A 21,984-nucleotide genomic window follows, 5' to 3' on the forward strand; every position below is an offset into this window, starting at 1 on the left:
ACCCCCCCCCCCCCCCCCCCCCCCCCCCCCCCCCCCCCCCCCCCCCCCCCCCCGCCGCCCCCCCCCCCCCCCCCCCCCCCAACCCCCGGCGCCCCTCCTTTCACACGGGCTCGGGTAGGGCTCGGGTGAGGTCGGGGGTGATCAGGGTGATCTGCCAGTTGCGGGCGCCGTAGCCGCGCAGCGTCTCGGCCACCACCTCCTCGGTGACCTCGTCCGGCGGCGTCCACGCCAGCCGACGGACCGAGTCCGGGGTGATCAGGTTCTCCGGCGGCAGGTGGTGCTCGCCCGCGATCCGGGTCACCACCTCGCGGCACCGGGCCAGCCGGGCCGCCGCCGTCGGGTCGCGCTCGGCCCACCGGTGCGGTGGCGGCGGCCCGTCGACCGTCGCGCTCACCGGCAGCGCGTCGTCGGGCAGCGCCCTCGCCTCGGAGAGGGCTTCGAGCCAGGTCCGGGCGAGCCGGCGAACCGAGCGCCCGCCGAAGCCCGGAAGCATCAGCAGGGTCCGTTCGTCCTTCGGATCCATCTCGGCGGCGGCGATGATCGCGGCGTCCGGCAGCACCCGCCCCGGCGCCGAGTCGCGACGGGACGCGATCGCGTCCCGCGCGTACCACATCGACCGGACCCGGGCCTGGGCGCGGGCGCCCCGGACCCGGTGGATGCCGGAGGTACGCCGCCACGGGTCGGGGCGCTGCCGCAGCGGCTGCGCCCCCCAGAGCACCAGGGCGGCGAACTCCTCGGCCGCCCATGCGGCTTTGTTCTGCCGTTCGAGTTCGTCGGCGAGGGCGTCGCGCAGTTCGGTGAGGAGTTCCACGTCCAGCGCGGCATAGGTCAGCCAGGATTCCGGCAGCGGCCGACTGGACCAGTCCGCAGCCGAATGGTGCTTCTCCAGGGTGAACCCGAGCAACTGCTCGGTCAGTGCGGCGAGCCCGACCCGTTCGAAACCAGCCAGCCGGGCGGCCAGTTCGGTGTCGAAGAGCCGGCGCGGACGCAGCCCGAGGTCGGCCAGGCAGGCGAGGTCCTGGCTGGCCGCGTGGAGCACCCACTCGGTCTCCGCGAGCGCCTCGTCGAGGCTGCGTAGGTCGCCGAGCGGAAGGGGGTCGATCAGCACGGTGCCAGCACCCGCCCGGCGCAACTGCACCAGGTAGGCGCGCTGGCTGTAGCGGTAGCCGGAGGCGCGTTCGGCGTCGACGGCGACCGGGCCGGTGCCGGCGGCGAAGCGGGCGACGACATCGGCGAGGGCGGCAGGTGTAGCCACCGGCTCCGGTGTGCCGTCGCGAGGGGCGAGGAGCGGAACGGGCCCGCCAGGCGTTGGGTCGGGCCCCACGGTCTCGGGTTCCGGCGCGAGCGCCGGCAGGCTGTGTGGCTCGTTCCCTGCTTGGCTTTGCGCGGCCCGACGGCGCAGGGGTGGTTCGTCGGTCACCTGACAACCCTAGTGGTCGCTCGCATCCGCCATACGCAGCCGGGCCGGCGCGCCGGGTTGTCCGGCCGGCCGGTGCGTACATCTGTCGGAATGGACGAGTCAGACATCGGGGAAGACAAAGCTCAGCACGGCCGGTACGGTCCCTCCTTGCCGCAGATCCCCGGGCTGGTTTGCCCGATGCTGCGACTCTGGCATGAACGTCTACGGGAGGACGTCGATTTATGACCTCTGGCTATGACCCGCAGCCCACGACCGGCTACGAGCAGGTCCCCGACGCACCGGTGCCCGGTCCGCGACAGCCGGCCGCGGACGCGTCCGGCCCGGCACCCGGCGCCGGCGGGCAGTGGCACTCCGCGCCCGGGTCGTCGGAGGCCGATCACGCGGGTAGTGGCCGACCAGGTCCGCTGCCGCCGAGGATGGAACCGCCCCGGGGCAGTCTCGGCGCGCCGCTCGTGTCACCGGGCCAGTTCGCCAGCGCGCCTCCGCACACCGCTGCCGAGCAGGGCCACGCACCGCTGGCGCCGACCTCCGGGTACGACCCGACCGCCGTGACGGCTCCGCTGGCGCCGACCTCCGGGTACGGCCAGGCTCCCGGGTACGGGTACGCGCCGGCTCCGGTCGGCGGTTACGTTCCGCCCTCGACGCCCGGGTACGGGACGCCGAACCCGGCGTCCGGCTATCCGCCCCCGCCAGACGCCCAGCCGACCCCGGTGGTGCGGCGTCGGCTCGCCTGGCCGGGGATCACCGCCCTGCTGCTGGTGCTCGCGCTGGCCGGCGTGGTCGGCTTCCAGGCGTACCAGATCGATCGGCTCGACGGTCGGCTCGGCGACGCCGACCGGCGGCTGGCCGAGGCGCAGCGCGCCGACGCGGGCCGGCTGGAGGGTGTGGAGGGCCGGACCAAGGAGTTGGAGAACCGGGCGGGTCAGGCGTTCAACCCCGAAGCGATCTCCAGCACGGTGCTGCCCAGCGTCTTCCGCGTACGCGCCGGGCAGTTCACCGGAACGGCGTTCGCCGTGGGCAAACCGGCCACCAACGGCGGGACCAACCTGTTCACCAACTTCCACGTGGTCGAGGAACTCTGGAACGGCGGTGGGCGCCAGGTCTTCCTGGAGCGTACGGACCAGCGTTTCCCGGCCACCATCGTCAAGGTCGACAAGGCGAACGACGTCGCGCAACTGAGTACGGACGGGACCTTCACCGGTCTGGTCGCCGCCCCGGAGGCGGTCAAGTCCGGTCAGCAGATCGTGGTGGTGGGCGCGCCCCTGGGCCTGGAGGACAGCGTGACCACCGGCGTGGTCAGTGCCTTCCGCGACAACGAGGACGGCCCCGGAAAGGTGATCCAGTTCGACGCGCCGATCAACCCGGGCAACTCCGGCGGTCCAGTGATCAACTCGGCCAAGCAGGTGGTCGGCATCGCCACCGCCAAGGCCCGCGACGCCGAGGGAATCGGTCTGGCCGTGCCGATCAAGACCGCCTGTGATGGTTTCAAGATCTGCTGAGGTACACCCGCAGTTCAGCACCCCGCATTACCCCCACGGAGGAAACCCCATGTCCCAGCCACCCCACGGTCCCGACGGCACCCCGCCGGTCGATCCGACCACCCCGCTGCCGCCGGTGGTCCCGCCGGTCGCCCCGCCCGCGTCGACCGCTGCCACGCCGCCGGTCGCCACCCCGCCGGTCGTCACTCCGCTGTCGCCCGGTGCCACCCCGCCGCCGGCCGGTGTCGGCCAGTCGGACGAGCCGCCGACGGTGGCGTACCCGGCGCCGGGCGGTTACACCTACCCCGCCGCGGTCTACCCGGCACCCACCACCGGCATCCCCGCCCAGGCCGCGCCGGGTGCGCCCCAGCCGTACCCGGGGCAGGTCTCCGGCATCCCGGCGTCGGGCGCGCCGGTCTCCGGTGGTCCGCAGCCCTACTCGGGAGTGCCGTACCCGGGGGCACCGCTGGCGCAGCCGATGTCCGCACCGCCCGGAGCTGGTCTGCCGTACGGGGCTGGACCGCCCGGAGCCGGTCTGCCGTACGGAGCCGGGCCCCCGGCGGCCGGCGGCAAGCGCCGTACCGTGCTGGTCCTCTCGATCGTCGTCGCGCTCCTGTTCACGGTCGGCGCGGTGATGACCGGACTGTTCGTCACCAAGTCCGGTGAACTCAACCGGACCGAGCGGGAACTCAGCTCCCAGGTGCGGGAACGGGACCAGAAGATCGGCGCGAACCAGCAGGAGATCGACCGGCTCAAGCGGGACGTGCAGGCGGCCACCGACCGGGTCAAGGCGGTCGAGCAGGACCTGACCGGGACGAAGAACGACCGGGACGAGCAGGCCCGGCAGAAGGCCGTGATCGCCAACTGTCTCGACCTGTTCAGCAAGGCGATGACCGCCACCAGCGAGGCGGCCTTCCGGAAGGCGATCGACGAGGCGGACAAGGTCTGCGAGGAAGCCGACGGCTACCTCTGACCGTCGTCCCCGTGCGGGTGCCGGTCGGTGCCCGCACGGGGCTCTCCCCGCCGCCCCGGCCCGGCCCGGGCCGTCCGCTCAGGCGGCGCCGGCCGGGCGGCGCTCGGAGAGCGCGGTCACCCCGGGCGGGGGCAGCCCGGCGGTCGAGGCCAGCAACGTGCACCAGGCGAGCAGGTGGGCGCGGAGATTACCGCCCAGTGGCGTCCACGACGCCCGGATCTCGATGTCACCGGCGGCCGGGGGGCCGGCGAGGTCGCCGAACTTGGTCGACATGGTCTGGGTCACGGTGCCGCCCAGCGCCCGGAAACCGGCCCCCTGGGCGTCCAGTGCGTCGGTGAGCCAGGTCCAGCCGACCGAGGGGAGCAGCGGGTCGGCGGCGAGGTCAACCTCCAGGTCCGCGGTGACGTACGTGACCAGCCGCAGCGTCCCCTCCCACGCCTCGTGGCCGGCCGGGTCGTGCAGCAGGATCAGCCGGCCGGTCGCCACCTCGTCGTCGTCTCGCAGCACGGTGGCGCTCAACGCGAAGGCGTACGGGGCGAGCCGCTGCGGGGCGCCGACCTCTTCGAGCAGGATCTCGTCCCGGGGAGCCGCCGCGCGCAACCCGGCCACCGCGCGGGTGAACGTCTCGGGGAGCACGATCGGGGCGGCCATGTTCGCAGCCTAAGCCGACCGGTGGCAGGGTGGGGGATCGCCGCGCCGGCCGCGTCCGTGCTCACAAAACCGCCCGGCGCCCGCCGGGGCCGTCACCGGGCGTGGCACGATTGCGCCGATGACCACCACGATTGCTGGTAACGCGAGCCAGGGCGGGGAATCCGCCCCGGCCGGCCCCGCCGACTCGCCGTTCGTCCGCGCCTGCCGGCGCCTGCCGGTGCCGTACACCCCGGTCTGGTTCATGCGCCAGGCCGGCCGCTCGCTGCCGGAGTACCGGGAGTTGCGGGCCGGGGTGGCGATGCTCGAATCGTGCCGGCGACCCGAACTGGTGCGCGAGATCACCCTGCAGCCGGTCCGCCGGCACGGGGTGGACGCCGCGATCCTCTTCAGCGACATCGTGGTGCCGGTCGCCGCGGCCGGGGTCGACCTGGCGATCGTGCCCGGTACCGGACCGGTGGTGGCGCAGCCGGTGCGCGACGCCGCCGACGTGGACCGGATCCGTCCGATTACCGCCGACGATCTCTCCTTTGTGGACGAGGCGGTCCGGTTGCTCGTCGCGGACCTGGGCGACACGCCGTTGATCGGCTTCGCCGGCGCCCCGTTCACCCTCGCCAGCTACCTGGTCGAGGGCGGACCGTCGCGCACCCACGCGAAGACCAAGGCCCTGATGTACGGCGCGCCGGAGGTCTGGCACGCGCTCTGCGGCCGGCTGGCCGAGATCACCGGGGAGTTCCTCCGGGTGCAGGTCGACGCCGGGGCGTCCGCGGTGCAGCTCTTCGACTCCTGGGCCGGGGCGCTCTCCGAGGCCGACTACCGGCGGTTCGTGCTCCCGCACTCGGCGAAGGTGCTCGCCGGCCTGGCCGACGCGGACGTACCCCGGATCCACTTCGGGGTCGGCACGGCCGAACTGCTCGGCGCGATGGGGGAGGCCGGCGCGGACGTCGTCGGCGTCGACTGGCGGACCCCGCTGGACGCCGCGACCGTACGGATCGGGCCGGACAAGGCGGTCCAGGGCAACCTCGACCCGTGCGTACTCTTCGCCCCGTGGCCGGTGATCGAGGCGGAGGTACGCCGGATCCTGGCCGAGGGCGCCTCGACGCCGGGCCACGTCTTCAACCTCGGCCACGGCGTGCTACCGGAGACCGACCCGGAGGTGCTGACCCGGGTGGTCGCGCTGGTGCACGAGGCGTCGGCCCGCTGAACAAGGAAGCCGCCGAACCGGGAAGCCACTGAACAGGGAAAGTCACTGATCATGGAAACGCCGAGCAGGGAGACCGGACCGCGGATCGCGGTCGTGGGCGGCGGCATCGCCGGCCTCGCCACCGCGTTGCGGTTGCGCGAGCTGGCGCCGGCCGGCTCGGTCATCACCATCTACGAGCAGTCCGGCACGCTCGGCGGCAAACTGCGTACCGGCACGATCGCCGGATCAGCGGTCGAGTTCGGCGCCGAGGCGTTCCTGACCCGCGACCCGGCCGGCGGTGAGTCCGCCGCGGTAGCCCTGGCCCGCCGGCTCGGGCTCGACACGGAACTCGTGCACCCGGCGACAGGGCAGGCGGGAATCGCCCTCGGCGGACGGCTGCGGCCGGTGCCCGGCGGCACGCTGGTGGGCGTACCCGGGGACCTGACCAAGGTGGCCGCGCTGGCGCAGCCGGCGGCGGACCGGGACCGCGACGCCGGCCGCCCGCTGCTCGGCCCGGACGAGGACCTGGCCGTCGGTGAACTGGTCCGGCGCCGGCTCGGCGACGAGGTGGTGGACCGGCTGGTCGACCCGATGCTCGGCGGCGTCTACGCCGGTCGGGCCGACACCCTCTCGCTCGCCACCACGATGCCCGCGCTGGCCCGCGCCGCGCGGACCGAGAACACCCTCACCGGTGCGGTCCGGGCCGCCCAGGCTGCCGCGCCCCGCGCCCCCGGCCAGCCGGTCTTCGCCACCGTCGCGGGCGGGCTGAGCCGTCTCGTCACCGCCGCCGCCGAGGCGCTGGTCAGCCCCACCGGAAACAGCCCCGGGGACGCCAGGGTGCAGATCCGGCTCGGCGCGGCGGTCCGCGAACTGACCCGCACCCCAACCGGGTGGCGGCTGGTGATCGGCCCGACCCGGGACCCCGAGGCGGTCGAGGTGGAGGCGATCGTCCTGGCCCTACCGGCGCGTCCGGCCGCCCGGCTGCTCGCCGGCGTCGACGTCGGCGCCGGCGCGCTGGTCGGCCGGCTCGACTACGCCAGCGTCGCCCTGGTCACCCTGGCCCTGCCGGCGGCGTCCCTGCCCGACCTCTCCGGCTTCCTGGTGCCCGCCACCGAGGGGACGCTGACCAAGGCGGCGACCTTCTTCACCACCAAGTGGGGGCACCTGCGTCGGCCGGACGGGCTGGCGCTGCTGCGCGCCTCGGTCGGGCGGTACGGCGAGGAGCACCTGCTCCAACGCGACGACGCCGAGTTGACCGCGACCGTGCACCGGGAACTGGGCCGGCTCCTGGCCGACCCGGCGTTGCCGGCGCCGGTGGCGAGCCACGTACAGCGCTGGGGCGGCGCGCTGCCGCAGTACACGCCGGGGCACCTGGATCGGGTCACGGCGGCCCGGAACATGCTGCGTACGGCCCACCCGACGCTGGCGCTCGCCGGCGCCGGCTACGACGGGGTGGGGCTGCCGGTCTGCGTACGCTCCGGCGAGACCGCCGCCGAAGAGATCGTCAAGGCTCTGGGAGGAACCACGGTATGAGTGCGCAGGACGGCACGGAAGCCATCGCCGAGGCGGCAGCCGCCACGGTGGAGCAGACCAACGCGGCGCGGCTGCGGGAACTGAACGAGAGCATCCGCTACACGATGTGGTCGGTGTTCCGCGCCACCGGGCCGCTGCCCGCCGACCGGGAACGGATCGCCGCCGAGGTCGAGGCGCTCCTCGCCGACCTGGCGAGCAAGGACGTGGTGGTCCGGGGCACGTACGATGTCTCGGCGCTGCGAGCCGACGCGGACGTGCTGATCTGGTGGCACGCCGCCACCCCGGACGCGCTACAGGAGGCGTACGGGCTGTTCCGGCGGACCGCGCTCGGCCGGCAACTGGCCCCGGTCTGGTCGCAGATGGCGCTGCACCGGCCGGCCGAGTTCAACAAGAGCCACGTGCCCGCGTTCCTCGCCGGCGAGGCGGCCCGGGACTTCGTCTGCGTGTACCCGTTCGTCCGCTCGTACGAGTGGTACCTCCTGCCCGACGCCGAGCGCCGGGAGATGCTGGCCGAGCACGGCCGGATGGCCCGGGGCTACCCCGACGTACGGGCCAACACGGTCGCCTCCTTCGCCCTCGGCGACTACGAGTGGATGCTCGCCTTCGAGGCCGACGAACTGCACCGCATCGTCGACCTGATGCGTGACCTGCGCGCCTCCCGGGCCCGCCGGCACGTCCGCGAGGAGGTCCCGTTCTACACCGGTCGCCGCCGCTCGGTCACCGAGCTGGTCGCCAGCCTGCCGTGACGACGACGCGGGGGCCGGGCGGACGTCGCCCCGGCCCCCGTGTCGTCACGCCGGCCCCCGCGTCGCGTACCGGCCCCCGTGTCGTCGTACCGGATCAGGGATAGTTGACCAGGGTCGCCTCGGTGTTGGCGGAGTTCACCGTCGCACCGACGTTGTTGATGATGTTGCGGATGGTTCCGGTGCCGCCGCCGAGCGAGACCGTCACCATGTTGTGGAACCGCACCCCGGCCTTGTTCGGCACCTCGAACGAGTGCCCCAGCACCACGCTCGGATTCGCGTTGAAGAAGCAGTAGCTGCCCAGCCCCCACGCCTCGTGGGTGTTCACCGCGTCGGCGACCTTGTACGCCGCGTACCCCTGCTGGGAGCCGTTCATCCAGCTTGCCTGGTTCGGCACGTCGTACGGGATCTCGTTCTGGTAGAAGTACGTCCGGCCGCGTTCACCGTTCCAGATGGTCTGGTACTTCTGGTAGTGCTCGACGAAGAGGCCGTACATGGTGACGTCGTTGCCGTTGACGACCAAGCCGGTGTCGGCGGTGTTGACGTTCCAGCCGACGCCGTAGGTGTGGTCGCCGCGCCAGATCCACAGGTGGTCGCCGATCACGTGCGAGCTGTTCACCCGCAGGCTCACCGTGGCCTTGCCGACCGCCGCGCCGCCGACCCGGAAGAAGACGTCGTGCAGCGAGGTCGGGTTGGCCGAGTGGTTCGCCGACGAGCCGGCCGGTCCGACCTCCATCAGCACCGGCGAGTTGACCGTACCCGCGTCGAAGAGCAGGCCGGCGACCTTCACCCCGTCGACATCGGCGACGGTCATCGCGACCACGCCGTTGTCCGGGATCAGGGTGGCCAGGCCGAGGCCGAGGACCACGGTGTCGGGCCGGGTCACCCGGAGGGTGTCGTTGAGGTGGTAGACCCCCGGGGTGAAGAGCAGGTGCTTGCCCTGGGCGAGTTGCGCGTTGATGGTGGCGGCGGTCGCCCCCGGCTTGACGACGAAGAACTGGCTGATCGGCAGGGACGATCCGGCCGGGTTGCCGGAGGCCCAGCTCGTGCCGGTCGAGTTGGACCGCACCGCCGGGACGAAGACCTGGTAGTTGCCGGCCTGGTCGACGTAGAGGAACGGCTTCTCCCGTACCACCGGGGTCTGCCCGACGGTGGTGTACGGCGGCTCGGGGAAACTGTTGGCGGGGGCGTTCACCGCGCCGACGAAGACCATGTTCCAGTTCGCGCCGGTCCAACTGCCCCACTGGGTGTTGCGGGAGAGCCACTGCTGCTGCGAACCGGAACGGACCTGACCGTCGACCCGGGTGTCGGCGAGCAGCCCGCCGCTGGACCAGCCGCCGTCGTCGAGTTGGAGGTTGCCGCGTACGTGCATGCGGCGGTAGGGCGCGGCCTGTGAGACGGCCCAGCGGTCGGTGCCGGACGGCGGGTTGACCGACAGGTTCTCCGCGGCGCGCCAGAAGTTGTGGGTGGCGTTGCCCTGGAACCAGTCCGCCTCGACGTGCACCCCGCCGTTGATGGTGACGCTGTCCGGCAGGTAGCCGAGCCCGGCGACCTGGGTGTAGAAGCCGACGTTCACGTCGACGTTGTACGTGCCGGGCTTGAACAGCAGGGCGTAGCGGTTGTTGCCGAACTGGTTGCTCTCCTGCTGGTTGAAGACGGTGTTCAGTCGGCTCTGGATCGTCGCGCTGGACATCGACGGGTCGAAGACGGAGACGTTCGGCCCGAGGTCCACGGTGCCTCCCGGTGGTGGAGTGGGCGGCGTCGGCGTGGGGGTGCCGCCGCCGGTGGGCAGGACCCACTGTTGGTTGGGCCCACCGAAACACTCCCAGATCTGTAGCGGCGTACCGTCGGCGGAGGAGGGGCCGGTGGCGTCCAGGCACTTGTTCGCCTGCGGGTTGCGCAGCAGGCCGGCGCTGGCGGTCCACTGCTGTGCCCCGCTGCCGTTGCAGTCCCAGATCCGCACCCGGGCTCCGTTGGCGGTGGAGCCGCTGGCCACGTCGAGGCACTTGCCGAGGGCGCGGATGGTCCCGTCGTCGCCGACGGTCCACTGTTGAGCGTTGGTGCCGTTGCAGGTGTAGAGCTGCACCTGGGTGCCGTTGGCGTTGCTCGCGGCGGCGACGTCGACGCACTTTCCGCCGTACCCGGTGATGGCGCCGGTGGTCGCGGCCTGAGCGCTGGTGACGCCGACCGCCCCGGCGGCGAGTCCGACCACGACGGTGGCGAGCACGGCGACGATCCTGGGCCGGATTCGGCCTCGGGTTCTGCTGTTGGGGGTCATGGCGAGTCCGATCAGTTCACAAACTTAACAGATTGATCGGAGGCTATTGCTGCCCTGGTGGAAAGTCAACATTTGACCGAAACGGCGATCGATGACCGGGCCGGCGCCCTGCCGCCCGAATCGGTGTAACGCCTGATCCGCTGGGTAGTCGGCGTTGGCTACGGCCAGCCGCGTCAGGCGGTGGCTACGAGGCGGTGGCTACGGCCACCGCGTCAGGCGGTGAGATCCGCCGGAGAAGGAGTCTGGAGATGTCTCACATGTCACGCCCGGCACAACCGATGCGCGGCCACGACGGCCATGACGGCCACGACGGCGAGTTCGAGTTCTGGCGCAACCACGCCACGATCTCGTTGCAGCCGGTCGCCGCGCCGTCGATCCTGGGGCTGTTCGGCTTCGCCGCCGCCACCTTCGTCGTCGCCGCCAACCTGGCCGGCTGGTACGGCTCGTCGGCGACCCCGCAGTTCATCTTCCCGTTCGCCGCCTTCCTCGGCGGCCTGGCCCAGTTCCTTGCCGGCATGTGGGCGTACCGGGCGCGGGACGGCCTGGCCACCGCGATGCACGGCATCTGGGGCGCGTTCTGGCTCGCCTACGGGCTGCTCTTCCTGCTCGTCGCCCTCGGCGTGCTGACCATACCCACCCCGTTCGTCGCCCTCGGCTACTGGTTCGTGGCCATGGCCGCGATCACCTGGTCCGGCGCCTTCGCCGCGCTGGCGGTGAACCTCGGCCTCGCCGCGGTGCTCACCGCACTCGCCGCCGGCTCCACCACCTTCGCGGTCGGCCAGATCGCCGACAGTTCCGCCTGGCGTACGACCGGGGCCTGGCTCTTCATCGTCTCGGCACTGCTCGCCTGGTACGTCGCCACGGCGATGATGCTGGAGGGGACCTACCGCCGGGTCATCCTGCCGCTCGGCAAGCGGGGCGGCGTCAACGTCCCCGGCCGGGAACCCCGCAAGTCCATCCAGTTCGTCGCCGGAGAGCCGGGGATCAAGGTCGGCCAGTGAGCCGTCCCGCGTCGTGTCGACCGGCCTGGTCCAGTCCGACACGACCCCGCCGGGCAGCGGGGCGCCGGGAGGGGCTGAAGGTCGGGTGTGGGTGGTGGGGATGAGGGAATGAAGATCCGCCGGTTGAACAATGAGGAACGACCACCACCAGTTGGCGCCTTGGCCGGGTACGCGTTGAGCCGAGCCGAGCGGGGCGTGGTCTCCTGATGGCCTGGCTGAATGGCGACTTCTAACACGAAACCGACGCTGATACGCTGCAAGCAGCGCACGCGCCTGATTGGGTGGCGCAACGGATGGCCTCAGGCATCAATGCCGGAGGCCATTTCCGTCTTGCCGGCCACCTTTCCGGCGCCAGTGGGGGTAGGTTTCCCGTGTGCTTGCTCTCACCCTGGAAGAGGTTGCCGCCATCGTGGGTGGCACCGTTCATGATGCCGCCGGTCGATCCGCAACCGTGGTGGCACCCGTGATGCATGACTCGCGCCAGGTAGAGCCCGGCGGACTGTTCGTTGCGCTGCCAGGGGCGAGGGTGGATGGGCATGACTTCGTTGCCGCAGCCATGGAGGCGGGCGCGGTCGGCGTCCTGGCGTCGCGGCCGGTGGGGGTGCCCGCCATTGTCGTTGACGATGTTCCGGCCGCATATGGGCGGCTTGCCCGAGGGGTCATAGACCGGCTCCCGAATACGACCGTGATCGGCGTGACGGGCAGCGTGGGGAAGACGAGCACCAAGGACATGCTGGGGCAAGTGCTGGGTGCATTCGGACCAACGGTCGCAACCCGTGGATCGAATAACAACGAGCTGGGCTTGCCGTACACCGTGACGTTGGCGGGCCGAGACACCCGCTACCTAGTGCTGGAGATGGGCGCTCGGGGCATTGGGCATCTTGCCTACCTGACGGAGGTGGCTCCGGTGAGGATTGGCGTGGTGACGCGAGTTGGTACCAGCCACCTCGGGGAGTTCGGATCAGTGGAGGCAATCGTTCAGGCCAAGGGTGAGCTGATCGAGGCACTGCCAGACGATGGAATTGCCATCCTCAACGCGAATGACCCTCGGGTGATGAGCATGGCATCCAGGACGAGGGCCCGCGTGATCTCCTACGGACTCGACGGCTCGGATGTAGGGGCGGTGGGCATCGGCGCGGATGACGCTGGTCGACCAACGTTCCAACTGACCCACGCGGGAAGTCGGGCCGGCGTGCGCCTGCGTCTTTACGGGGCGCACCAGGTTTCCAACGCGCTGGCGGCGGCGAGCGTCGCCCTCGGGCTTGGTCACCCGATCGAGGCTGTGGCCGAGGCACTGTCGCAAGCCGAGGCGTTGTCGCCGGGCCGGATGCAGGTGACCTTGCGGCCCGATGGAGTCACAGTGATCAACGATGCTTACAACGCTTCACCGGAGGCGATGGAGGCAGGGCTTCGGGCCTTGGCGGACATGGCCGCCGGCACCGATCGGCGCGCGGTCGCGGTGCTCGGCGAGATGGCTGAGCTGGGAGATCATGCGCCACAGGTGCACCGCACGGTTGGTGAGCGCGTTGCAGCGGCTGGGGTGGGCTGGCTGGTGGCGGTCGGGGGTGACGGTGCCGACCAGTACGCGGCCGGGGCGGCGGCGGGCGGCGCGGTGGTGGACCGTGTCTCGGATGTGCCAGCGGCACTCAACGTGCTCCGCGCTGGACTGCGACCGGGTGATGTGGTGCTGGTGAAGGCAGCGAACAGCGCCGGACTCCAGGCGCTTGCGCACCAGTTGACGGAATCCGGCGCCGTCCCGGCCTAGCGGGGGTTAGGCCGTGGGGATCGCTGCCTGATGGGCTAGGCCGTTCGGGTCACGGCCTCGCGGGCAGCGAGTTGGTCGATGATCGTCGGGCCGTAGGTGGTGACATCCCCGGTTCCCATGGTGATGACCACGTCACCCGGCGCCGCCAGACGGTCAACGGCCAGGGCGACCTGGCCGGGACCGATGGGCAGGGTGAAGTGCCCCTCGCGCAACCGGCTGGCGATGAGGGCCGAGTCGGAGGTGGGGGTGTCGGGCGGGATGGTGCCGTGCACGTCGAGCAGCATGACGTGGTCGGCGCGCGCCGCCAGGATCTCGCCCATGGTGCCGGCGAAGGCGAACACCCGCTGGTGTCCGCTCGGCTGGAAGACCGCGAGCACCTTGCCGCTCGTGAGGTTCCGCGCCGCGCAGAGGTCGGCGGTGATCTCGTTCGGGTGGTCGGCGTAGGAGTCGATGACCGTGACGCCACCCACCTCGCCGATCTTCTCGAACCGGCGACGAAGGCCCCGGAAGGTGGACACCGCCTGCGCGGCGGCCTTGGGTCCGCTGCCGAGGGCGACCGCGCAGGCCAGGGCCGCGACCGCGTTGTGCATGTGCTGAACGACCGGCGTCGGCAGCGAGATGGCGACGAACTTGCCGTCCGGCATTCCGACTTCGGCGGTCAGCGTCCACCCCCGACCGGTCGTGCGGAGAATTCGGTACTCCGAGCCGTCCGCCCGACCGTATCGCACGATCCGCAGGTCGGGCCTGGTCGTGGCCGCCCAGTCGGCAACCTCCGTGGCCCCCTTGTCGTCCGCGTTGACGATGACGGTGCCGCCCTCGACGACGCGGTCCACGAACAGCTTGAAGGCGCTCACGACGTCGGCCTGCGTTGCGAAGTTCTCCGGGTGGTCGTCCGAGACGTTCGTGATGAGCGCGATCTTCGGCCGCAGGAACAAGAACGACCGGTCCGACTCGTCGGCCTCGGCCACCAGGAGGTCCGACTTGCCGAGCTGGGCGCCCGAGAGCGGACGGTCCGGGTCGGCACCGATGAGCTGGCTCGGGCTCATACCGAGTTGGTGGAGCGCGTTGGCAACCATTCCGCTGGTGGTGGACTTGCCGTGTGAGCCGGCTACGGCGATGAGGCGTCGGCAGTTCTCGGCGATGTGGTTGAGCACCTGGGCGCGGTGGAGTACCGGGATGCCGGCCGTACGCGCGGCGGTCACCTCGGGGGTGTGCTGTGCGACGGTCGTGTAGACGAGGCAGGTGGCCTGCTCAACGTAGGAGGCGTGGTGTCGCACGTACGTCTTGACGCCCACCTCGCGGAGGGCGCTCAAAGTGGGGGAGGACGCGATGTCGCTACCGGACACCTGGTAGCCGGATGCGGCGAGCAGTCGGGCGAGTCCCGACATGGCGACCCCGCCAACGCCGACGAAGTGCGGGCGGCTGAGGTCGAACGGTCCGGTGTGGGCCCTCGCCAGAGGGTCGCCGGTGATGCTACAGGTCACAGTCGTTCCTTCCTCTACTGCTGGGTCTGTCTGCTGGCCTGATCTGGTCGAGCTGGCTTGAGCGCGTGCACCTCCTCTCGATGGCCTCAGGTGCGGCCTGGGACGGTCACTTTCCCCTCGTTGTGAGCCATTCGGGCGCACTGATCAACCGGGCGCCGATCAGCTCGGGGCGAGTGAGGCCGGGTATCCGTCGGGGGAGGGTGGGCGACCACTCGAAGATCTGCATCGCGTCCCGATTGATCGGGCAAGGACCGGGCTCCTGACAGGTCAGGCACCGCCCGTCCGCACTGGACACCGCATGGCGGTGAAGGGCCCGTTGTGCGCTGGCAATCCGTTCGCCTCCGGAATACGTCGCCATGTCTTCCCCCACGTGTCTGTAGTGGCCGGATGCACCGCGCGGGGAGCGCTTGCGGGCTCGCCAACCCGCACGGTGCCTCCGTCCGTCACCCGACTTCACGGTCATGTCCGTCTCGTGAAACCGGGGGTCTCATTGATCAGCGTGCGTATTGCCTATCGATAGTCTTACCTACGTCATCCGTCCCAGACAAGTTGTCTGAGCCAAAAAGTTGAAAGCGATGTTGGTTGAGGGCTTGTGTCATGCTGTCCGCGTGGCAACAGCGAGTCCTACAGTCCGCCAGCGACGCCTGGCGAATGAGCTGGCGCGACTGCGTGACGCGGCCGGCTTGACGATCGAGCAGGCTGCGAAGGCGGGAGGCATTTCGGGCGGGCATCTGTCCCGTGTCGAGCGTGCACAGGTTCGCGTCCGGGTGCCGGTCGTGAAGTCCCTGCTCGTCTCGTACGGCGCGGGCACCGCGACGATCGACCATCTTGCAGAGGTTGCACAGCAGGCGCTCCAGCGCGGCTGGTGGCACCAGTACGGCTCGATCTCCGAGCGGTACGCGACCTACATCGGGTTCGAGACCGAGGCGACCGAAATCTGGAGCTTCGACGCCAGCACGCTGCCCGGCCTGCTTCAGACAGAGGCGTACGCGCGGGCCATGTTGGAGTCTGGCGCCGCCCGTTACTCAGCCGAGGAGATCGCGGATCGCGTTGCGGTGCGTCTCCAGCGACAGGCGATCCTGACGCGGGATGATCAACCCCCAAGAGCTTGGTTCGTGCTCGACGAGGCCGCAATCCGTCGAGAGGTCGGCGGGCGTGCGATCCTCAGGGCGCAACTCAAGGCGATCGCGGAGGTGGCGGAACTACCACACGTCGATGTCCAGGTGTTGCCCTTCAAGGTGGGAGCGCATCCAGGCTCGCCTGGCAGCTTCATCGTCTTGCGCTACGACGACCCGGCCACCGATCCCGATGTCGTCTACCTGGAGACCATGGCCGGCGACCTATATCCCGAAGGTGAGGACGCCATCAAGGGCGCTAGCCTTGCCTTCAACCGCCTGCGCGCGATGGCACTCGGCCCGGATGACTCCATCGCAATGATCAAGCAGGCGGCAGAGGAGAGTTGAGATGAGCAACGAGTTCGCAGGCGCTACCTGGCGTAAGAGCAGCCGATCCCAGAACAACGGCGCGTGCGTCGAGGTGACCCAGGTTTCTACCACGATCGGTGTCCGTGATTCCAAGGATCCGGCAAGCCCGATCCTGGTCTTTGGGCCGGCGGGGTTCGCGGCCTTCGTCAAGGGTGCAGCCGAGGGTCGGTTCGCTAACTGACTGCCAACGCACGGTTGCCAGCGCGCTTGCACGAGACCCCTCACCGGGGTCTGGTTGTGCCATCGGTGCCTGGAACACCCGGCACGACGAGGGCGGACACCCAAGCTGGATGTCCGCCCTCTAATGTCGGCCCTGCCGATCAGGCTTGCCGGCTTTGGGCGGTGGCTCCCGAGGCCCATCTCATCGAGCAGGCGCCGCGACCATTCGGCGCCGATGTCCACGAGCCTCGCCGCGCGCTTCACAGGCACCGTCCTGTCGGGTCGCGGTAATGCCTTGGGTTCCCGTGCGCGGCCAGCCTGGCCCAGTTCCGCGCTGGCACGTGGGCGTACCGGGTGCGGGATGGCCTGGCCACCGCAATACACCGCCTAACTGGGTTGAACCCCGGTGGCGAGCCGGTTGGGATAGGGGCATGAAGATCCGCCGAATCGTCAACGAAGAACGTCCCGTCACCACCTGGCCATTGCAGGGGTACGCGTTTGAGCAGTCCCCGATGGCCGCCGCCGACGCGGAGAAGCTCCGCGACTATCTGCCGTACCACCGGCAGAATGTCACACTCGTGGCGGAGGAAGACGGAGGAGAGACCCTCGCCGCGGTGAGCGCCATACCGATGCGGCAGAACGTCCGGGGCGCGGTCCTGCCGATGGCCGGCGTCTCCGGGGTGGTCACCCATCCGTTGGCCCGCCGTCAGGGACACATCCGTACGCTGCTCACCCGGGTGCTCGGCGAGATGCGCGACGAGGGGTACGGGGTGAGCGCGCTCTACCCGTTCCGACCGTCCTTCTACGCCCGGTTCGGTTACGTCGGGCTGCCCCAGCCACGTACGGTCAGCTTCTCCCCGGCCGACCTCGGCGAACTACTCCGGCTCGATCTCCCCGGCGAACTGAGGTGGCAGCGGGTTCGGGACGGGTACGACGACTATCGCGAACTCACGGAACGGCTGCTGACGCGACGGCACGGTTTCTCCGTCTTCTCCGACCAGCGGGCGGCCCAGCTCCGGGACCGGGACGCGCGCTGGCTCGTCACCGCTCGGCACGACGGCGAGGTGATCGCCGCTCTCACGTACCGGATCGACGAACACGGTGGCACGCTGCTCGGCGACGACCTGCTCACCGTGAACCCGCTCGGCCGGGTGCTGCTGCTCCAGTTCTTCGCCCGGCACGTCGACCAGGTGGCCCGGGTCAGCGCGGTGGTTTCCGCCGACGAGACACCGGAACTGTGGGCCACCGATCTCGCCAGCCACACCGAGAGCAGGGTGTCCTTCCCCGGCTCGGTCGCCCCGATGGCCCGGGTGCTCTCGCTGGACGCCCTGCGTGGCCTGTCGAGCGGCCCCGGTCAGGTACGGGTGGAGATTGTCGACGACCCGTTCATCGCCGGCAGCTACCTGCTCGACGGCGGCTCAGCCGGTGGCGCGGGCCCCGCCGGTGGGGCTGGTTCGGCCGGTGGCACGGCTTCGGCCGGTGGGGCTGGTTCGGCCGGTGGCACGGCTTCGGCGGGCTCGGGTCAGCTTGAGGTGAGCCGTGGCGCTGGCGGTTCCGGGCCGACCGCGACACTGACCGCCGCCGGGATCTCCGCGCTGGTCTACGGCGTACTCGATCCGGAAGAACTGCCACTACGCGGCCTCGGTGAGGTGTCGGCCGCAGCCGCTGCCCAACTCCGTTCCCTCTTCCCGCGTACCGTGCCTTACCTTTTCGCTGACTTCTGACCGTTCGCCGGCGATCGGGCCGCTCCACGGGTGCCGCTTCCGCGCATCCGTGGAGGGGCCTGCGGTGGCTGCCGGGCACCCCGATCAGGTCAGCGGATCGGTTCGGTCGACGTCCGCTGACGGGAGCGAATTCAGGCGGCCGTACGGCGCATCGGAACGTGCGGGATGCCGTCCTCAAGGTACTCCGGGCCGATGGGGGCGAAGCCGTGGCGGCCGTAGAAGCCGACCAGGTGTGCCTGCGCCTCCAGCACGCTCGTCCGGTCGCCGATCACCCGCAGGGCCTCGGTCATCAGCCGTCCGGCATAACCGTCACCGCGTGCGTGCTGGGCCACCACGACCCGCCCGATCCGCTCCACGCCCTCCGGGTCGGCGAGGACCCGCAGGTACGCCACGGGCGCCCCGTCCTGCTCCAGCCAGAGGTGGCGGGTGCCCGGCTCGACGTCCCGACCGTCCAGTTCCGGGTACGGGCACTTCTGCTCGACCACGAAGACGTCGACCCGCAGCCGGATCAGGTCGTACAGCGTACGGGCGTCGAGGTCGGCGAAGGGGGCGACATGGAGGGTGATCGGCTGCTGCATCCCGCGATCGTATGTGCCCTGCCGACACACCCGTCCCACCCCCGCCGCCTGCCCGCTGCCCGCTGCTCGCTGCGCGCCGCCTGCCCGCCGCCTGCCCGCTGCGCGCGGCCCTGCTGCGCGCCCGCTGCGCGCCGCCTGCCCGCTCCGCGCCGCCCTGCTGCGCGCCGCCTGCCGACGCGGGGCGATAACAAGGGGCCCTTCCTCTACCGAAAGCGATAACAAGGGGCCCTTCCTTTCAGGCGGGGCGGGCGCCGACGGTGTCCTTGATCGCGGCACCGCGGTCGCCCTCGACCGCGCGGGCGCAGTGGGCGCAGCAGAAGAATCGGCCGGAGACCTCGACCCCGTGTCCGACGATCCGGACCTGGCAGTGCTCGCAGATCGGTGCGAGGCTCTGGATCGCGCACTCGAACGAGTCGAAGATGTGCGAGTCGCCGCTGACCGTCCGTACTTCGAACGACAGCCAGTAGTCGTTGCCGCAAGTTTCGCAGGTTGCCATGACAAATCCCCCCGTTTCGGACACTGCTGCCAGCTTGCGGCCTCGCGTCATGCTGAGTCACCCAAACAGGCAAAACAACTCATCGCGACCCGTGGCGGGCGTGCCGCGTTGAGCCGGGTGGGTGGGGAGTGGCGACCACGCAGGCCGGGGCCGCCGGACACCATCTCGACGGCACGGAGTCGCTGACTGGAGGGCGAAATGATCAAACGGAGCCGACTGTTCGGAAACCAGACCCGGGTGACCTTCTCGCTGCCGAAGGACGCGCCCACCGGCACGGTGAGCGTGGTCGGCTGCTTCAACGGGTGGGAGCCCGGACGGCACGAACTGGTGCCGCGCCGCGACGGTCGGCGTACGGTGACCGTCCGGCTCGCCCCGGGCGAGTACCGGTTCCGCTACCTCGCCAGCGGTGGGGTGTGGCTCGACGACGAGCAGGCCGACCTGGTGGACCAGCAGGGTGGCCGACTGCTGCTCTGAGCCGCGCACACGCCGGGGCGGGTCGGCGTCGCGGCGGCTGGACAGGCCCCGCCGGGGCCGCCGGTACGGCCGCCCCGGCGTGATCCGAACGTATCGGGGGGAACGGATCAGGGGCGATCGGTCGGGTCCAGACGCATGGAGACCGAGTTGATGCAGTAGCGGGCGTCGGTTGGGGTGAAACCCTCACCGTCGAACCGGTGACCCAGGTGCGAGTCGCAGTTGGCGCAGCGCACCTCGACCCGGACCATGCCCAGCGAGCGGTCCTCGATGTAGCGGATCGCCCCGGGCAGGGCTTGGTCGAAGCTCGGCCAGCCGCAGTGCGAGTCGAACTTGGTGTCACTGGAGAAGAGTTCCGCGTCGCAGGCGCGGCAGCGATATGTCCCTGGAGTCTTGGTTTCGACGTATTCGCCGGTCCAGGCCCGCTCGGTGCCGGCCTGACGCAACACCCGGAACTCCTCGGGCGACAGGCGGACGCGCCACTCGTCCTCCGTACGCGGAAGCTCCTTCTTGTCAAGAGTCATACCCCAACGGTACGGCGGCCGGGGCGCGGGTGATTACCAACTGCCCCCGGCAGTCGTTGACCGGGTATGCGGGCGGCCACCAGGCCGGGCGGGGAGCAGGACGGCAAGCATCAGTTGGTGGTGCTGGCCAGCTTCCGGCCGACCTGGCGCCAGGCGTTGCTCAACGGGCTCTGGGCCGGAGTGGTGGGCACGATCACCCTCACCAGCGCGGTGCTGACCGGGCCGACGGTGCTGGCCGTCCTGGTCGGTGGAACCTGGCAACTGCGCCCCCCGACGCAGTCCGGCTGGCTCGTGGTCCTGGTGCCACTGCCGCTCGGCCTGATCTACGGGATCGCGATCCGGCGCCGGATCGGGGCCCGCCTCGACGAACTGGGTGTGCGCAGCGTGCCCCTCGGGCTGGACGGCTTCGCCCCCTGGCGTCTCGTGGTGGACATCCGGGCCGAGCGCCGCCGGGGGCGCACCCTGGTCGCGGTCTACCTGCGCAACGGCGCCACGCTGCGGTTGCGCGCCCCCTACGACGGGTGGCTCGGGCGCGACCACAGGTTCGAGCGGAAACTGTTCCTGATCTGCCATGTCTGGTCCACCCACCGGGACTGGCTGGTGCCGGGACGCGCCCCGGAGCCGGGCCCGGTCGAAGGATCGGTGCCGGACGGCCCGCCGGGGCCGTGAGCAGCCGCTTGTTGACATATGGTCGCGGCATGGTTGGCAGCGCGAAGGCGGCGGCCGTCGAGGTCGAGGTGGCCGGACATCAGGTACGGCTGAGCAGCCCCGACCGGGTGATCTTCCCTGGGCGCGGCTTCACCAAGAAGGACGTGTTCGAGTACTACCTGGCCGTCGGGGACGGGATCATGCGGGCGCTGCGGTCCCGTCCCACCACCCTGCAACGCTTCCCGGACGGCATCGAGGGCGAGATGTTCTTCCAGAAGCGGGTGCCGGCCCGGGGCGTACCGCCCTGGGTGGAGACCGCCCAGATCAAGTTTCCGAGCGGCCGTACCGCCGACGAACTCTGCCCGGCGGACCTGGCCCATGTCGCCTGGGCCGCGCAGATGGGCACCGTGGTCTTCCACCCCTGGCCGGTCCGGGGCGCCGACGTGGACCGGCCGGACGAGATGCGGATCGACCTCGACCCGCAACCGGGGACCGACTTCGGCGACGCGGTGACGGTGGCGGGGGAGGTGCGCGCACTCCTGGACGAACTGGGCGCCACCGGCTTCCCGAAGACCTCCGGCGGCCGGGGCGTGCACGTCTACCTCCGGATCGAGCCGCGCTGGACCTTCACGGAGGTACGCCGGGCGGTGATCGCGTTCGCCCGCGAGGTGGAACGACGCCGACCGGACCTGGCGACCACCGCCTGGTGGAAGGAACAGCGGGGCGAGAAGGTCTTCCTGGACTACAACCAGATGGCCCGGGACCGGACGATCGCCTGCGCGTACTCGCTGCGCGCCAACGCCCGGGCCACCGTCTCCACCCCGGTCACCTGGGACGAGTTGGCCGACGTCGAGCCGGACGACTTCGACCTGCGTACGGTGCCGCCCCGACTGGCGAAGATCGGCGATCCGTACGCCGGCCTGGACGAGACGCCGTGGGACATCACGCCGCTGCTGGAGTGGGCCGAACGCGACGACCGGGGCGGCTCGGGTGATCTCCCGTACCCGCCGGACCACCCGAAGATGCCGGGTGAACCGAAGCGGGTCCAGCCCAGCCGGGCCCGGCAGACAGACGGGAAATCCGAATAACGAGGCGCGCGGCAACCAGTTGCGGCTCAGCGAGATCACAAAATGTGCCATCCTGTCCGTCGGCACGAAACCGCAGGTCAGAGCGCTCGTTGCTTAAAGTAACGGCGTTGACGACAGGCGGTCGGGGGAGACTGATCTCCTACTGACCGGCCCGCACCGGGAACCGGAAACCGGTGTGCGGTGCCCGCCGGCACGTCGGCCGGGCAGTGCGGCCCGGCGTGCCGACCCCCGTACGGGGGTCGGCCGGGCAGGTCCTCGCCACGGCGAGGAGATCATCGATCATCAGATCACGAACCGGCAGGTCGA

Annotated in this window: 20 protein-coding genes; 13 read left to right on the forward strand and 7 right to left on the reverse strand. The window is 70.9% G+C overall.

Annotated features, from left to right (window positions below; translation table 11 throughout):
• Positions 1-100 precede the first annotated feature (100 nt).
• Entirely contained in the window at positions 101-1,420 is a 1,320-nt protein-coding gene (locus ACIBF5_RS11080; protein ID WP_396810368.1) for an HRDC domain-containing protein, read from the reverse strand.
• A gap of 221 nt (positions 1,421-1,641) precedes the next feature.
• On the opposite strand from ACIBF5_RS11080, the gene ACIBF5_RS11085 reads away from it, so the two are divergent.
• Together ACIBF5_RS11085 and ACIBF5_RS11090 are read left to right on the forward strand one after the other, a co-directional pair.
• Entirely contained in the window at positions 1,642-2,919 is a 1,278-nt protein-coding gene (locus ACIBF5_RS11085) for a trypsin-like peptidase domain-containing protein (protein WP_396810370.1), read from the forward strand.
• Positions 2,920-2,968: 49 nt separating this feature from the next.
• Entirely contained in the window at positions 2,969-3,871 is a 903-nt protein-coding gene (locus ACIBF5_RS11090) for a hypothetical protein (protein WP_396810372.1), read from the forward strand.
• Positions 3,872-3,949: 78 nt separating this feature from the next.
• On the opposite strand, the gene ACIBF5_RS11095 is transcribed toward ACIBF5_RS11090, so the two are convergent.
• Positions 3,950-4,522, reverse strand: a complete 573-nt coding sequence (locus ACIBF5_RS11095; protein ID WP_396810374.1) for a DUF3000 domain-containing protein — start codon at positions 4,520-4,522, stop codon at positions 3,950-3,952.
• 118 nt (positions 4,523-4,640) lie between these two features.
• Here ACIBF5_RS11095 and hemE point away from each other — a divergent pair, with 118 nt between their 5' ends.
• Genes hemE through hemQ form a run of 3 tightly spaced genes read left to right on the forward strand, consistent with a single transcriptional unit; the run spans position 4,641 to position 7,981 of the window.
• Positions 4,641-5,723: a uroporphyrinogen decarboxylase gene (gene hemE / locus ACIBF5_RS11100; protein WP_396810375.1), complete on the forward strand. Its 1,083-nt coding sequence runs from the start codon at positions 4,641-4,643 to the stop codon at positions 5,721-5,723.
• Positions 5,724-5,774: 51 nt separating this feature from the next.
• Complete coding sequence (gene hemG / locus ACIBF5_RS11105; RefSeq protein ID WP_396810377.1) at positions 5,775-7,235, forward strand: protoporphyrinogen oxidase; 1,461 nt, start codon at positions 5,775-5,777, stop codon at positions 7,233-7,235.
• Positions 7,232-7,981 carry a hydrogen peroxide-dependent heme synthase gene (hemQ, locus tag ACIBF5_RS11110; protein ID WP_396810379.1) on the forward strand — a complete coding sequence of 250 codons (750 nt, stop codon included), beginning with the start codon at positions 7,232-7,234 and terminating at the stop codon, positions 7,979-7,981. The genes hemG and hemQ overlap by 4 nt, the downstream gene beginning before the upstream one ends.
• A gap of 94 nt (positions 7,982-8,075) precedes the next feature.
• On the opposite strand, the gene ACIBF5_RS11115 is transcribed toward hemQ, so the two are convergent.
• Positions 8,076-10,205 (reverse strand): lectin, encoded by a 2,130-nt coding sequence (locus tag ACIBF5_RS11115; protein ID WP_396810381.1) that lies wholly within the window; start codon positions 10,203-10,205, stop codon positions 8,076-8,078.
• Between the two features lie 299 nt (positions 10,206-10,504).
• Between ACIBF5_RS11115 and ACIBF5_RS11120 the strand changes: the two genes are divergently transcribed.
• Together ACIBF5_RS11120 and murF are read left to right on the forward strand one after the other, a co-directional pair.
• Positions 10,505-11,257, forward strand: coding sequence for an acetate uptake transporter family protein (locus tag ACIBF5_RS11120; protein WP_396810383.1), 753 nt, complete (start codon positions 10,505-10,507; stop codon positions 11,255-11,257).
• A gap of 373 nt (positions 11,258-11,630) precedes the next feature.
• Positions 11,631-13,022, forward strand: a complete 1,392-nt coding sequence (murF, locus tag ACIBF5_RS11125; RefSeq protein ID WP_396810385.1) for a UDP-N-acetylmuramoyl-tripeptide--D-alanyl-D-alanine ligase — start codon at positions 11,631-11,633, stop codon at positions 13,020-13,022.
• 35 nt (positions 13,023-13,057) lie between these two features.
• Here murF and murC read toward each other — a convergent pair whose 3' ends face one another.
• On the reverse strand, positions 13,058-14,506 hold the full coding sequence (murC, locus tag ACIBF5_RS11130; protein WP_396810387.1) for a UDP-N-acetylmuramate--L-alanine ligase: 1,449 nt from the start codon (positions 14,504-14,506) through the stop codon (positions 13,058-13,060).
• A gap of 575 nt (positions 14,507-15,081) precedes the next feature.
• Here murC and ACIBF5_RS11135 point away from each other — a divergent pair.
• The 3 genes from ACIBF5_RS11135 to eis all read left to right on the forward strand — a co-directional run bounded on the left by ACIBF5_RS11135 (position 15,082) and on the right by eis (position 17,873).
• The gene (locus ACIBF5_RS11135) at positions 15,082-15,969 is read left to right on the forward strand and encodes a helix-turn-helix domain-containing protein (RefSeq protein ID WP_396810389.1); all 888 of its coding nucleotides are present in this window, start codon (positions 15,082-15,084) and stop codon (positions 15,967-15,969) included.
• A 1-nt stretch (position 15,970) separates the two neighbouring features.
• Complete coding sequence (locus tag ACIBF5_RS11140) at positions 15,971-16,171, forward strand: DUF397 domain-containing protein (protein WP_396810391.1); 201 nt, start codon at positions 15,971-15,973, stop codon at positions 16,169-16,171.
• A gap of 409 nt (positions 16,172-16,580) precedes the next feature.
• Positions 16,581-17,873, forward strand: a complete 1,293-nt coding sequence (gene eis / locus ACIBF5_RS11145) for an enhanced intracellular survival protein Eis (protein ID WP_396810393.1) — start codon at positions 16,581-16,583, stop codon at positions 17,871-17,873.
• Positions 17,874-18,004: 131 nt separating this feature from the next.
• On the opposite strand, the gene ACIBF5_RS11150 is transcribed toward eis, so the two are convergent.
• On the reverse strand, positions 18,005-18,451 hold the full coding sequence (locus tag ACIBF5_RS11150; RefSeq protein ID WP_396810395.1) for a GNAT family N-acetyltransferase: 447 nt from the start codon (positions 18,449-18,451) through the stop codon (positions 18,005-18,007).
• 235 nt (positions 18,452-18,686) lie between these two features.
• Entirely contained in the window at positions 18,687-18,947 is a 261-nt protein-coding gene (locus ACIBF5_RS11155; protein ID WP_396810397.1) for a Prokaryotic metallothionein, read from the reverse strand.
• 198 nt (positions 18,948-19,145) lie between these two features.
• Between ACIBF5_RS11155 and ACIBF5_RS11160 the strand changes: the two genes are divergently transcribed.
• The gene (locus ACIBF5_RS11160; protein WP_396810399.1) at positions 19,146-19,421 is read left to right on the forward strand and encodes an isoamylase early set domain-containing protein; all 276 of its coding nucleotides are present in this window, start codon (positions 19,146-19,148) and stop codon (positions 19,419-19,421) included.
• 107 nt (positions 19,422-19,528) lie between these two features.
• Here the strand turns inward: ACIBF5_RS11160 and msrB are convergent, their stop codons facing one another.
• Positions 19,529-19,942: a peptide-methionine (R)-S-oxide reductase MsrB gene (msrB, locus tag ACIBF5_RS11165; protein WP_121159156.1), complete on the reverse strand. Its 414-nt coding sequence runs from the start codon at positions 19,940-19,942 to the stop codon at positions 19,529-19,531.
• Between the two features lie 66 nt (positions 19,943-20,008).
• On the opposite strand from msrB, the gene ACIBF5_RS11170 reads away from it, so the two are divergent.
• On the forward strand, positions 20,009-20,611 hold the full coding sequence (locus ACIBF5_RS11170) for a hypothetical protein (RefSeq protein ID WP_396810401.1): 603 nt from the start codon (positions 20,009-20,011) through the stop codon (positions 20,609-20,611).
• A gap of 29 nt (positions 20,612-20,640) precedes the next feature.
• Complete coding sequence (ligD, locus tag ACIBF5_RS11175) at positions 20,641-21,678, forward strand: non-homologous end-joining DNA ligase (RefSeq protein WP_396810403.1); 1,038 nt, start codon at positions 20,641-20,643, stop codon at positions 21,676-21,678.
• Positions 21,679-21,984: the final 306 nt, after the last annotated feature.

The sequence above is a fragment of the Micromonospora sp. NPDC050417 genome (assembly GCF_044458865.1).
In the GTDB taxonomy this organism is placed as follows: domain Bacteria; phylum Actinomycetota; class Actinomycetes; order Mycobacteriales; family Micromonosporaceae; genus Micromonospora_G.